This window comes from Prevotella sp. E9-3, from assembly GCF_022024015.1.
GTDB lineage: Bacteria > Bacteroidota > Bacteroidia > Bacteroidales > Bacteroidaceae > Prevotella.
In genome coordinates, this window is record NZ_CP091786.1 from 727,585 (window position 1) to 740,830 (window position 13,246).

The 13,246-nt window shown below is 53.4% G+C and carries 13 protein-coding genes and 1 tRNA gene; 8 read left to right on the top strand and 6 right to left on the bottom strand.

Annotated elements, in window-relative coordinates; translation table 11 throughout:
* Positions 1–2 precede the first annotated feature (2 nt).
* Both cmk and porQ read right to left on the bottom strand, forming a co-directional pair.
* A complete protein-coding gene (gene cmk, locus L6475_RS02620) occupies positions 3–698 on the bottom strand; it encodes a (d)CMP kinase (RefSeq protein ID WP_237822251.1) in 696 nt (231 codons plus the stop codon).
* Positions 695–1,639, bottom strand: coding sequence for a type IX secretion system protein PorQ (gene porQ / locus L6475_RS02625; RefSeq protein WP_237822253.1), 945 nt, complete (start codon positions 1,637–1,639; stop codon positions 695–697). Before porQ ends, cmk begins: the two co-directional genes overlap by 4 nt.
* Positions 1,640–1,741: 102 nt before the next feature.
* Here porQ and L6475_RS02630 point away from each other — a divergent pair, with 102 nt between their 5' ends.
* From L6475_RS02630 to L6475_RS02650, 5 genes are all read left to right on the top strand, one after another.
* The gene (locus L6475_RS02630) at positions 1,742–2,428 is read left to right on the top strand and encodes an energy transducer TonB (RefSeq protein WP_237822255.1); all 687 of its coding nucleotides are present in this window, start codon (positions 1,742–1,744) and stop codon (positions 2,426–2,428) included.
* 11 nt (positions 2,429–2,439) lie between these two features.
* Entirely contained in the window at positions 2,440–3,414 is a 975-nt protein-coding gene (locus L6475_RS02635) for a polyprenyl synthetase family protein (protein ID WP_237822257.1), read from the top strand.
* 10 nt (positions 3,415–3,424) lie between these two features.
* Positions 3,425–4,231, top strand: a complete 807-nt coding sequence (locus L6475_RS02640) for a TatD family hydrolase (protein ID WP_237822259.1) — start codon at positions 3,425–3,427, stop codon at positions 4,229–4,231.
* A 77-nt stretch (positions 4,232–4,308) separates the two neighbouring features.
* Positions 4,309–4,396 (top strand) — tRNA-Ser (locus L6475_RS02645).
* Between the two features lie 69 nt (positions 4,397–4,465).
* Positions 4,466–4,741, top strand: a complete 276-nt coding sequence (locus L6475_RS02650) for a hypothetical protein (protein WP_237822261.1) — start codon at positions 4,466–4,468, stop codon at positions 4,739–4,741.
* A 164-nt stretch (positions 4,742–4,905) separates the two neighbouring features.
* Here L6475_RS02650 and L6475_RS02655 read toward each other — a convergent pair whose 3' ends face one another.
* From L6475_RS02655 to L6475_RS02675, 4 genes are read right to left on the bottom strand one after another with little or no spacing between them, the layout of a single operon-like run.
* Positions 4,906–5,043, bottom strand: coding sequence for a hypothetical protein (locus L6475_RS02655; RefSeq protein ID WP_237822263.1), 138 nt, complete (start codon positions 5,041–5,043; stop codon positions 4,906–4,908).
* Positions 5,044–5,058: 15 nt separating this feature from the next.
* Complete coding sequence (locus L6475_RS02660; protein WP_237822264.1) at positions 5,059–6,474, bottom strand: hypothetical protein; 1,416 nt, start codon at positions 6,472–6,474, stop codon at positions 5,059–5,061.
* A gap of 15 nt (positions 6,475–6,489) precedes the next feature.
* Entirely contained in the window at positions 6,490–10,482 is a 3,993-nt protein-coding gene (locus L6475_RS14500) for an InlB B-repeat-containing protein (RefSeq protein WP_305079893.1), read from the bottom strand.
* A gap of 50 nt (positions 10,483–10,532) precedes the next feature.
* A complete protein-coding gene (locus L6475_RS02675; protein WP_237822266.1) occupies positions 10,533–10,835 on the bottom strand; it encodes a hypothetical protein in 303 nt (100 codons plus the stop codon).
* Positions 10,836–11,035: 200 nt separating this feature from the next.
* On the opposite strand from L6475_RS02675, the gene L6475_RS02680 reads away from it, so the two are divergent.
* The 3 genes from L6475_RS02680 (at position 11,036) to L6475_RS02690 (ending at position 13,226) form a co-directional block, all read left to right on the top strand.
* Positions 11,036–12,127 (top strand): helix-turn-helix transcriptional regulator, encoded by a 1,092-nt coding sequence (locus L6475_RS02680; protein WP_237822268.1) that lies wholly within the window; start codon positions 11,036–11,038, stop codon positions 12,125–12,127.
* Between the two features lie 209 nt (positions 12,128–12,336).
* Complete coding sequence (locus L6475_RS02685; protein WP_237822270.1) at positions 12,337–12,834, top strand: DUF1016 N-terminal domain-containing protein; 498 nt, start codon at positions 12,337–12,339, stop codon at positions 12,832–12,834.
* A 221-nt stretch (positions 12,835–13,055) separates the two neighbouring features.
* A complete protein-coding gene (locus L6475_RS02690) occupies positions 13,056–13,226 on the top strand; it encodes a toxin-antitoxin system HicB family antitoxin (protein WP_255777745.1) in 171 nt (56 codons plus the stop codon).
* Positions 13,227–13,246 lie beyond the last annotated feature (20 nt).

The following is a 13,246-nucleotide window of genomic DNA, read 5'->3' on the forward strand; positions in this document are numbered from 1 at the left end:
GCTCAAAGAGTAGTTGTGGCTTTCTTGAACTGTTCCATCAGCCATTGCTTCTGTTCAGCGATGGTCATGTGACTGTTGTCCAGTTCAAGTGCATCATCGGCTTTGCGCAGTGGCGATACCTCACGATGAGAGTCGATGTAGTCGCGTTCCTGAACATTCTTCAGAATATCATCGAAGTCAGCAGGCATACCCTTCTGCTGCAATTCGTCGAAACGGCGCTGTGCACGCACTTCGGCCGAGGCAGTAACGAATATTTTCAATTCTGCATCGGGAAAAACCACCGTGCCTATGTCGCGTCCATCCATTACCACGCCTTTGTCGCATCCCATCTTCTGTTGTTGGGCCACCAATGCCTGGCGAACAAAAGGAAGGGCGGCAATAGGACTTACATGATTTGAAACCTCAAGGGTGCGTATCTCTTTCTCCACACACTCACCGTTCAAATATGTATCGGGACGTCCGGTCTCGGCATTGAGCTTAAAAGAAATGTTGATTTGAGGCATATGCTGCTCCAGCAGGTCCACCTTGATGCTCCCGTCTTCATTAAATAACTGATGGCGCAAGGCATAGAGGGTCACACTGCGATACATGGCTCCGGTGTCAACATATATATAACCGACCTCACGGGCCAAATCCTTAGCCATTGTACTCTTTCCACACGATGAGAAGCCATCTATGGCAATTGTAATCTTTTTCATAGTGTATAACTGATATTTATTAAAAGCGATGAGGCGCTGACATGATACTTCGCATAGGCCACATGAAGTTTGAGACGTTCAAGCATCATTCCTCCGCCAAAAGAAAGACCGGCACCGTGGGCGCTTTCACCCTCACCATCGCTAATCTTCATTTCGGCAGCTCGCATGGCATTATAGCCGGCACCTACATAGAATTGTTGTCCAAGCATCAGTTCGCCACCTATCACAATATGGCGACCTATTCCGTATTCCCAGTCATTCAGACGTACTAAAGTAGCACTCAGGCGTAAAGGCGATCCGATAAGACGTTTGGTAATACCGAACTGCAGATCGAGAGGCATACGCTCAAATTCGTCATCATAGGCTTTCAGCTGTCCACCCAGGTTGCGGGCTACGGCCGAAAGGCTCCATTCGCTGTCGGCATCGTAATAGTTCAATCCGAGATCGACAAGTGCGGCCAGTGAATTATAGTTTCCCATATAGGAAGCTGCCAGACGTGCAGTAACACCACCGCTGAAACGGTCGGAAAGTCCATAACTGAATGTTCCCGCAACAGCCACATCACGGGCTTTGAAGGTTCCGGTCTGTTCGCCTACAGCATTCATCTCCTTCATTTCGCCATAGTCCATAAAGCGGCCACTCAATCCCCATGTGCCGCGGTCGCCTACTGCTTGAATATAGGCAGCACTCGCCGTTACCGTTCCCTGCATATAACTCATCATATTGAGATTTAATGTGCGATGGGAGGCAAACTGAATCAGTGCGGGGTTGTGGAAAATAAAGGAAGCATCGTCGTCGGTCAATGAAATATTGTCGCCACCCAGAGCCGCCACATGAGCACTCACGGGCAGACGCAAGAAATTGTAAGCCGTCTGTGTTTCCTGTGCATGAGCAAAGAAAACCATGAAACTTGCAAGAAGGGTATATACGACTTTTTTCATTTAAAAAACAAAAAACTGCGCAAAGTTAAAAAATAATTATGAATTAATTTGTACTTTTGTAGCCTGATTTCGTTATATTAACGGAAGATTCTCTATTTTATTATGGAAATCAAAAAGAGTGCGAACGCCGATTTGGAGAGAAAATGGTGGCTGCGGTTCCTGATAGGACTCGTCGTTTCGCTATTACTGTTCATCGTAGCACTCGAGTATCCTTTCTCGCTCGATGACCCGTTGGAAGATTTCGAAACTATGGATGAAATCACCGTTGAAGAGGAACTGGCCCCTTTGATGCGGCAAGAGAACGAAATTTCGCTGGCACCGAAAGCCGAGCCAGAGCCGTCGCAGAAACTGACCGTTGTTGACGAGGAAGAAAGTAAGGAAGAGATGATTGAACGACAGCCCGAGCAAACCATTGAAGGTGATTTGGCCGATGAACTGCCCGAGCCTGAGACAAACGATAAGAAAGGCGAAGATGTGCTAAGCTTCCGTGTGGTCGAAGACCTCCCGCAGCCTCCTGGCGGTTATCTGGAGTTCATGAAATGGCTCACTCGAAACCTCCGCTATCCGGTGGCTGCTGAAGAAAGAAAACTGCAAGGAAAGGTAGTGGCCGAGTTTATTGTAAACAAAGACGGTTCGGTGACCGATATAAATATTATTCAATCGCTCAATTCCTTTTGTGACCGCGAAGCCTTGCGAGTACTGCGCATGATGCCCCGTTGGACACCAGGCATACAGAACGATCAGCCCTGCCGTACCAAAGTGTGTATTCCCATCGTGTTTAAACTATAAAATGTTGCTTTATGTATTCATCAGAAGAAATATTGAAAAAGGTCAATGAGACCCTTGATAGTCTTTCCTACGAACGTCAGCCCAAGTCGCTCTATGAGCCTATACGCTATGTACTTGCATTGGGTGGAAAACGTATTCGACCGGTACTGATGTTGCTTGGCTATAACCTGTTTAAGGAGAATCCAGAGCAGATTATGATGCAGGCATTAGGACTGGAAACCTATCATAACTATACGCTTCTGCACGACGATTTAATGGATAATGCCGACTTGCGCCGTGGACATGAGACCGTGCACAAGCGATGGGATGCCAACAAGGCCATCCTTTCTGGCGATTCCATGCTGGTGTTGGCCTATCAGCGAGTGGCACAGTGTGATGCCAAATACCTGCCCGAGGTATTGAACCTATTTACTGAGACAGCTCTCGAAATAGGTGAAGGACAGGAGTATGATATGACCTTCGAAACTCGTAATGATGTGACTGAGGAAGAGTATATAGAGATGATACGCCTGAAGACCAGCGTACTGCTGGCATGCGCCATGAAAATGGGCGCTATATTGGCTGACGCTTCAGAAGAAGATGCCAAGAACCTCTATAAGTGCGGCGAACAGATGGGACTCGCTTTCCAACTTCAGGACGACTTGCTGGATGTCTATGGTGATTCGAAAGTGTTCGGAAAGGCTATAGGAGGCGATATCACCTCAAACAAGAAAACCTATATGCTCATTAATGCTGTGAATCGCGCTAACGAAACGCAGCGCAGTGAACTGATGCACTGGATTGAGGCACAGGAATTTGATCGTCAGGAGAAGATAACTGCTGTTACACGGCTGTATGATGAGATAGGTATCAAACAACTCTGTGAAGAAAAAATCAATTACTATTTCGCAGAGGCCCGCAAGTATTTGGACAAGGTGAATGTAGCCGATGAGCGTAAGGAAAACCTGCGCCGCTATATGAACCAGATGATGAATCGTGAAAAATAATCGGTAGAGAGTGGCATTTTTCGTTGATACCCACGCACATTTAGACGGCGAAGAGTTTAATAGCGACCTTATCGCAGTAATGACTCGTGCTCAGGAAGCTGGGGTAGGGGCCGTGTTCCTGCCGGCTATTGATGTGGCAACATCACTCAATATCCTTTCGCTCAGTAAAGCCCATCCCGACTATCTGTACCCCATGGCTGGTCTTCATCCGGAAGAGGTGAAAGCCGACTACAAAGAAGCATTGGCACAGATAAAAACCATAGTGTTCGATTCCCCTCAAAAGGATAAACTCATTGCCATTGGTGAGGTGGGATTAGACTATTATTGGAGTCGTGAGTTTGAGCACGAACAGTTGGCAGCTTTCGAGGAGCAGGTGAAATGGTCGGTTGAAACCCGTCTGCCCCTGATGATTCACTGTAGGAAAGCACAGAACGAAATGGTTCATCTGTTGAAACACTATGAGAAAGAACTGCCTGGTGGCGTGTTTCATTGCTTCACAGGTAATGAGAAGGAGGCCAAAGAACTGTTGCAGTTCGATAGATTTGTGCTTGGAGTTGGTGGTGTGCTGACTTTCAAAAAGTCGCATCTGCCTGAAGTGCTACCTGCTGCCGTACCTCTTGATCGAATAGTATTGGAGACAGATTCGCCCTATATGGCACCAGTGCCTCATCGTGGTGAACGCAACGAACCAGCTTTCGTGGCCCATGTGTTAGAGAAAATGGCCGAGAGCTATGGTATCACTACCGATGAGTTGGCAAGTAGAACCACCGCAAACGTAAACCGTGTGTTTGGTACTGCTTTAGGCATTTCTTTATGAAATATTTACAGCTATTTATTTGGCAACTTGATAGAAAAACATTACTTTTGCACTCGCTAATGCAAAACAATATCTAAGGAGAGGTGCTCGAGTGGTTGAAGAGGCACGCCTGGAAAGCGTGTAACCGGCAAAACCGGTTCGCAGGTTCGAATCCTGTTCTCTCCGCGAAAATGACTTAAAGGGAATCAATCAGGTTCCCTTTTTCTGTACCTGATTATCAATTATGTTAGGATTATGACAGCAATACAGTTGAATGCGGAATTGTACCGTGCTATGGGCGAAATCGCCGATGATAAGGTACTTTTGAAGAAGGTGCTTGATTTTGTGAGGTCGCTGACACCTGCTAAGAATGAGGCTGACGACGCCAAGACTGCCAAGCAGAAGGCATATGTAAAGGAATCGCTGACCCGTGCACTCAACGAGGTGGAGGCTGCTAAGCGTGAAGGGCGCAAGTTGAAGACTCTGGACGAGTTGATTGTGGAACTGGAAGAGGAAGAAGCTGCAGTATGAAAGTAACTATTTCCACAATCGACGAGTTTGACAAGTGTGTTCGCCGACTGTACTGGTAAGTGAAAGTAGCCCCTTCTCACTCATCATCCACACCATCAATCCCCCGCCCGGCTCCGTGCCGTGCGGGGGATTGATGTGTCTGTAGGGTTCTGGTCGCGGTCATTCTAGTCGAAGTCGTAGGGATTATCCGGATCGTTACCGCCCCATCTGTCGGGGGCACCGTCGGGACTGCCGCAGAGGATGTGGGTCTGCTGGATCTTGATGACCTTTATCGAAGGCTTCTCGTATATTTTCTTTTTCATTGCTTCGTGATGTTTTTAGGGTTCTACGGTGTATGTCTGCTGGCTGTTGGCCTTCAGGGTGACGGTCTGGCCGCCGAGGGTGAAGGTCATGGTCTCTGCCGATGGCATGAAGAGGTAGGGCGTGTGGGCCTGCAGGGTGCCGCCGATGCGGTTCACCTCCTGCATGACGACATCCCACTGCGCACCGCTCTTATCCACGCCGATGAAGCTGTAGAAGGTGCCGCCGCCGACTTTCGACACAGCAATGTCGAAGGGCAGCATGACGGTGGAGGCCTTGCCCGGGGTGAAGGTGCGCTGCATGGTGATGCTGTTTACGTCGATGTCGGCCGGGATGGTGATGTCGTGGGCCGCTGTGCCGTCACTCTCGCCGATGGTAAGACTGACATCGGTGGCTGGGGTGACGGTCACGGCGAGGCATCCGTAGTTGACGGTGGCGGCATTGATGGTGGCCGTGCCTGCCAAGGTGGAGGCGATGCCCGTGTGGTTCTGGTCGGCATCCACGCGGTAATAGACGTTGTAGGTGCCTACGGCGGTGGCGGTGGGCACGTCAGCACTCCACGTCGAGCCGCCGTCGATGGAGTACATCAGCGTGCCGCCCGTGGCCGAGCCTCCGCTGCAGAGGGGCTGCGCCGTGCCGTTGTAGTCGACGGTGGCCGGTGTCGGCGCGGTAGCGGTGGCAGCCACCTTGTTGATGGTGAAGTCGCGGCTGCACGTGCCGGTGTAGTATCCCTGTCCGGTCAGCGTCACGGTGGCGATGCCTGCATTGGTGTTGTTCTCGTAACTGACGGTGTAGTCGGTGTCTGCGGTCAGCGTCAGCGGAGTTATCGTGCCCGTGTTGAGCGTCACGCCGCTGATGGCAGGCTCGATGGCACTGCCCGTGTAGTCGTAACTGCCGGCAATGCCGCTGACGTCGGCTCCGCTGATGTCGAGCACGGGCTTCGTGTCGCTCAGCGTCACGTCAATCCTATAGACATACCAACTCTGGTTGCAACGCACGGAGCATGACGTCGTGTTGTTGGTGGCATCCTGTTCCCAGTTTTCGCCTGGATTAGTGCAATACACCTTGACATGGCTGATGTACTTGCCGGCGCTGAACGACAGGGTGAAGGGGTTCATGGGATAGAGCACGTATCTGTACCCGTCAGCGTATGCTTTTTCGTTGCTGGGCATCTCAACAACAGCGCCATAGCTCGAGGGGCTGTAGTCTATCGTCACCGCGATGCCGCCCGCCGTGGTGGTGGCGGTGGTGAACCAATCATTATTGTCAGCGTTCAGCTTGTAGTTCGTGCTGTTATAGACGAGATAGGAATTGTAATAATTGTTTTCGTATGCCTCACGGAACGTAAACGTGACGGTCTCGTCGGCCCATGCCGTGGCGTTGCCCACGAGCATGAGGGCCAGGATGATGATTTGTTTGATATGCTGTTTCATTGCTGTGTCCTCCTGTTATTTGATGATGACCTTTTTACCTTTATTGATATATATGCCGCGCTGCGTCGGCTCGCCCTGCAGTCGGCTTCCGTCGAGACTATACCATGCGTCGGTCGATTGTTCCATGTTCAATGTTCCATGTTCCATGTTGATGATTCCCGTTGTCTCGCCGTTGCTGCCCAGCAGTCTGACGCGCAGCGTCGCGGGCAGTTCTTCGCCGTCAGCGGCGCGGGTCGTCCGCCGTGCCGCAGCCTTCGGCGTACCGCCGGGAGCCACGAGATAGGCCCTCATCGGTTTTACGCGCACATAGCCACCCACCTGTACGAAGGTGCCCAGTTCGGTGCCTGTACCCGCCGTGCCCACGAAGCCGTAGTAGTAGGTATCGTCGGCCGTGAAGTTCTGCGTTTTATAGGTGCCTGCCAGCGTCCAGCCCGGCTCGATGACGCCCGCGAAGGCCACCACGTTGACAGCAGAGGCCGGCATGGTGAAGGTGTAGGTGCCGTTGCCCCCGTCGGTCAGGCTGACGGTCTGGCTGTTGGCGTCGGTGGCGGTGATGCTGCCCGTCAGCGTGTAGCCGCTCTTCAGTGTCAGCGTCACCGTCTGGCCCATCGTGGCGGTGGTGGCTGCGCTGCCGCCCACCGTTGCCTCAAGGCTTTCGGGCAGGTTGATGGCAAACGGTGTCAGCGTCCACTTGGCGTAGAGCGTCAGGTTTGCGGTCACTGCCGTTGCGAAGTCGTAGGCGTTGCCGTCCGTACAGTCAGCATCGGTGTACCATCCGCCGAAGGTGTAGCCCGTACGGGTGGGTTCCGTCGGCTCGGTGGCCGTGGCGTTGTTGTCGATGCTCTGTTGTGCCACTGCGCTGCCGCCCTGCGAGTTGAACGCGACGAACCATTCGCTGCCCTGCGGCACGATGCGCCTGTTGCTGTTGACGTTGCCGGTGGTGACCACCTGCTGGCGGTTGTCGTCGAACACGAAGTTGCCCAGCAGGTTCACCGTGCCGCCGAAGCTCATGGCGTAGATATTATCCGACGAGCGGCACCAGCTGAGGTTGACAGTGGCGCCATCGCCGCCGATGGCGTAGCCGTTCAGGTCGTACCAGGCGCTCACCCGTCCGCCATAGATGGTAACGGTGCTGTTGGGGCCGCCGATGACCCGCGATGCATCCCCATGACTGGTGGCATTGATTTCGCCACCGTGGATGGTGATGGTGCCGCCGCTGGCATACATTCCTGCACCTCCGATGGCCGAACCGTACTGGTCGGCAGAGTAGGCCGTGAGTGCGCCCGTGTTGCCGCTCTGCGAGTAGATGGTCAGCGAGTTGCCGCTGCGCACCTCGATGCCTCGGTTGGCAGTGAGCGTCACGCCGTCGCACAGCACCAGGCTGACGTCGCCGGTCACCGTGATGCGGCTGCCGACGGTCACGTCTTCCGTCACCACATACCAGCTGCCGTTCATGCTCGTAGTCGAAGCAGTGACGATGCTACCGTTGTCGTCGGTGGTGGTGGCGGTCTCAAGACTGCCGCTGTTGGTGTTGTACTTCTCAAACGTCAGCACTATGAAGTCGTGAGTCAGCGTGCCGCAGGCGGCATACGCTCCGCTGCCAGTCACGGTCATGGTATATAGACCCGGTGCGTTCACGACGGAGGCTGCTGCACCGTTGCAGGTGTAGGATACGCTGTAGTCCGTACCCGCTGTCAGTGTCTGGTTCATCGTCAGTCCGGTGATGGTGACGGTGGGGACTATCGCCCTTTCGCTGCCCGTATGCTGATACACCTCGCCGACTCCGCTCAGTGTGGCGCTGGTGAAGTTGAGCACGCGGAAGGCCTTGCTCTTGCTGCCTGTGTAGGCAGTGCCGCTGTGGGGACTGATGGTCACCACATAATCGCCCGCAGCCTGCACCTGGTCAACGGGCGTTCCGTTCAGCGTGTAGGCGATGTCGTAGTCGGTGCCGGCGGTCAGCGCACTGCCCATTAGCGCCACGGCGAGTGTGCTGAGACTGATGGGCGAACCCGTATAGATGTAGTCGTCGCTGACACCCGTGATTTCGGCATTGGCAAGGTCGTTAGACATCTGCGCAAAGGTGGCGCTGACGGTGACGTTCTTGGCGGGCATCGTGAAGGTGTAGGTGCCGTTACCCGTATTCGTGACGGTCACCACTCCGTTGTCAGCATCCCTTACGCTGACGCTCTCCACGCCATAGCCGGCAATGGGCGTGGCAGTGATGGTCACGGTCTTGTTGGCAGCTGAATTTCTCTTGTCCGTTGTCACACTGCCGTTCTCCGTTTCAGAAATATCTATTGCCCTGCTGCCTGCGGGAACGATGGTCTTGCCTGCCAGATTGCCTGTGGTGGCCTCGGTCTCCGTACCACGGATCCAGAAACTCTTTCCGAGAGTGACGGTCCCCCTGGTCTTATTGGTATAGAATTCGTCGGCATCGCTTGTCCAGCTGATATTGATGCTGCCGCTCTTTGTATCTACTCCATAATAAGAATTGCTGCCACTAAATCTTCCTACGCCGCCCTTAAAGGTGAAGCTGCCATCAGTTGAGCGGAAACCGTCTCCAGTGTTGCTATCGCCTTTGGCATTGACTATACCGCCGTACATGTAGAAATGCTTGCACCAGATAGCACGTTTAAAACTTCCAGAAGCGGAAATGTTGAGAGTGCCGCTGCCCTGCTCCTGCCCGTAGATGTATAAGCTCTGGTTAGGATCGTAGATGGCATGGTCATTATGTGTGACCGTCATCGTCGCGCCGTCGGCAAGAATCAGGTGTGTTTCGCCCGTAAGTGAAATTCGCCCGTTGTAGCTGACATCCCCGGTCACGACATACCAGCCGGAGAGCGAGGTGGGCTTGTTCCCGCTGTTGATGACGGTGACGTCGGCATAGGGCTTGCTCTTTAGCACACCCTCCTCGTAGTACTTCCACCCGTCGCTCACGGTGAAGGTGAACGACTGCGAGCCGCTGTAGTCGCCCGTGCCAGTGATGGTCAGTGTGTAGTCGCCCTCCTGCTGCACGGTGCCGGGGGTGATGGTCTCGGTATAGTGCGTCCCTTTCGTTAGCACCGTTCCGTCCGCTGCCGTCACGGTGTAATCGATGGCGATTTCATAGCCGGTGTAGGGGTAGTAGTTATTGATGCCGCTGACGGTGGCATTAGAGAGGCTTTTTGCATCCATGTCAGGAACAACGTTTTCGTCGCTGACCTTCCAGCCGGAGCCGAGCAGGGCCTGGAGGGCGATGCCCGTGGCGGTAGTTGCAGTACCCTGCTTGGCTATTGAGCCGTAACTCTTGCTGCCATCGTAGTAGCAGTTGGTCAATGTCGAACTGCCGTTGCGGTTGAACAGGGCACTGCCATCGGTCTGGCTGATGGCCATTGTTCCCGCCATCAGGCAGTTGGTGAACGTCAGCGAACCGTTGCGCCAGCCTACGAAGCCGCCGCAGTTGTTGGTACTCCCGCCCGAGATGCTGCCGTCGAACAGGCAGTTGGTGACGGTGAGCGTACACCCGCTTTCTTCAACAGCCACAAATCCGGCGTGTGTGCCGTCGCCGCTGATGCTGGTATTGATGACCACGCTGCTCTGGCAGCTCTGGATGGTGCAGTTGCCATAGCTGTGGGCAGCGATACCGGCAGCGTACTTATAGCCGGTGCTGATGGTTCCCGCCACTTTCAGGCACTTGAACGTCGCTCCGTCGATGTAGCCGAACGGGGCGCAACCGTCAGCTGTTGCTGTGGCATTGAACGTCAGCGTATGTCCGCCGCCGTAGAACGTCCCGCTGAACTTGTTCGTACTTGTGCCCGCTATCGTCGAAACGGTGATGTCTGCGCCGAGCGTCACGGTCTGTCCGCTGTACGACGTGCCGCTGTTGACGGCATTTGCGAACGAATCCCAGTCAGCTGCCGAGCTGATGGTGACGTCCTCTGCCCACGCCGTCGAGACGGTGAGCACGGCGAGGAGCAGCGTGGTGGCTGCCCTCGCGGAGTGGTTGATGATGTGAATGAAGTGTTTCATTGTTGTGATTTTGATATTTGTTGTTATACTTTGTTTTATTTCTTATCTTTTTAAGCCGCTTCGTCCTTGTCGAGGTGGAAGCCGTATTCGTAGATGTTGTAGAAGATGGCGATGAGCACGCCCAGGCCTGCCATCATCAGAAGGGTGAAGGGCCATACAGGCAGAAATCCGAAATGCCAGTGGAGCAGACAGCCGGCTCCTACGACAGCCAGGCCGAGGGCCACGAGCAGGCGGCAGCGGCGGTAACGGGGATAGAAGGCGTAGTAGCTGAAGCCGCGCAACAGGACGAGACCCATGGCGAGACAGAGGATGCCGCTCACGAGGAGGGCGGTCTGGTAGATTTGTTGTTCCATACTGTTTTATAGTTTGGTTTATGGGTACAAAAATATATATTCTGCTCGACCAAAGGAGTGTCAATTGCGCGAATGGTGTGTCAATTTCGGTAGGAAGGTGTGTCAATTTCGCGAATTGACACACTTTTTTGTCCGTATTTGTAGAAAAATGCGTAACTTTGCTGCGTATTTCCTTAACCAGTAATATTTCCAGACGAGATATGAATCTGATGCAGTTTACAGCCGTTGTGCTGATGATAGGATTGACGTTTAAGCTTCTGGTGCTGCCCCGACGGGTGGAGGAGAACAGCGTGACGGGCGCGAGCCGCTGGCTGATGCTCGGCGGTACGGTGTTATTAGGCCTTCAGTTCTTCCTACAGTTGGTGCTGGGTCTGCGTGAGAAAGGCGTGACGCAGGCCGTGATGCTCAATCTCGGGGTGTTTACGCTGGTGTCGTGGCTGCTGTCGCTGGCCGTGCTCCGACTGCTGACGCAGGGACGCTTGAACCTGCTGGACAAGTGGCTGGGCGGCGGTGTATGGCTGACAGAGCTGGTGCTGATATTCGCCACGGCCATGACTGGCGGGCAGACGCTGCTGAGCGACACGCCGAGGCTGCAACTGGCCGAGCAGGCGGGCAGCGTGCTCTACTTCGCCATGCAGTGCTACTACGGCTGTAGGAACGTCGTGTTGCTGCGCCGCCTGCGCCAGAGCTTAGACGACTACTACGACAACGACCTGAGCCTGCGGCTCGCATGGATGCAGGTGAGCATCACCGTGCTGGCCGCGCTGGCGCTGTTCGTGCCCGCCATGATCTTCGTGCCCGGCCGGTGGCTGATGGCATTCGCCGTGGTGTTCCTCTACGGCACGTGGTATTTCGTGGACAGTTTCTGTGACTATGTGAAGAGCAGCATGCCACGAAAGGTGCAGGAAGCGGAGAAAAAATCCACCCCCCCCACCGATCCCTCTCCTAAGGAGAGAGAAGTAGATAGTTCTTCTGAGGCTACTGCTACGGCCGTCGCCCGATGGACCCGGCAGGGCGGCTACAGGAAGAACGGACTGAAGAAATCTGTCGTGGCAGAGCAGATGGGTGTGTCGGAGAACCAGCTGACGCTCTGGCTGCGCCTGCACGACACGAAGTTTGCCGACTGGCTGTCAGACCTTCGTGTGGAGGAGGCCAAGCGCATCATCAGGCTGCACCCCGACTGGACCAACGAGGCCATCGCCGCCCACTGCGGCTTTGCCGACCGCCCCGACCTGCAGAAGAAGTTCAAGAAATATACCGGCATGACCCCCATGCAGTATGCCGAGCAGTAAATATGTTTTGGGTTTAACGATTTTAGTTGCCAAACAGTTTGAGGACGAGCCATGTGCCAAAGACTTGTAGCAACAGGCCGGGCCAGCCGATGGTGTATGGTGTCAATACTGAACGGAATAAACCTTATTGAAATAAAGGAATACTATATATGAGTAAGGATTTGACAACAACAAGAAAAGGGCTTGTACAAACCGAGGATTCGGAATATGTGAGACTCGTCTCACTTATTTCGGGTGTGTGGGATAAGGCCAGAGAAAAGGCTGCTCTTGCCGTGAACACAGAGCTGCTTGATGCAAGCTGGGAAACAGGAAGATACATCGTGGAATACGAACAGCATGGTAATGTAAAAGCAGAATACGGAAAACAGCTTCTGACAAACCTGTCAAAAGACCTGACCAAACTTCGCGGAAAGGGCTATTCCAGATCCAATCTATTCAACATGAGGCTCTTCTATGTGCGATTCCCAAAAATCCAGACAGTGTCTGGACAATTGACATGGAGCCATTATTTAGAGTTGTTGAAGTGTGACCAACTCGTCACTATTCCAGCGCCTTGCATTGAGTACGGACAAAGAGGGTGTTTTGGCTCTCGCAAACGAGGGACATCAAGTGCAAATAGCCTCGGATATTATTCGCGACCCGTTTGTGCTGGAGTTTACTGGTCTTCCCCGACAGAAACGCTACAAGGAAAAGGATCTGGAAGATAGGCTGTTAGAACTACAGTGATGGGTGTTCGCAGACTACCCCCATACTCTAAGCCGCTTCTAGGCTTACTCGTGAATATGCTTGCAGTATGGGAAGAGCGAGGGAGAAGCGATGTAAGATGGATGATGTAGGAAATGTATCACATTATAGACAGTTTGGATATGGCTGATGTCGTATTGCTGTGCAATAGTCCTAACATGGGGCGGTTGATGACTATCTGCAGCTGTGTGAAGAGAAAGGCATAGCACCGAGGAAACCCTACACGGGCGTTCTTAATGTGCGTTTGCCCCCAGAGATTCACAGTGGTGTAGCCATGGCAGCCAGCAAGGAGGGCATTACCATCAATGCTTTCATCAAGAATGCTGTTGCCAGAGCATTGGGCATAGTGCTCTGAAGATATCTGCAGAAAAGTTT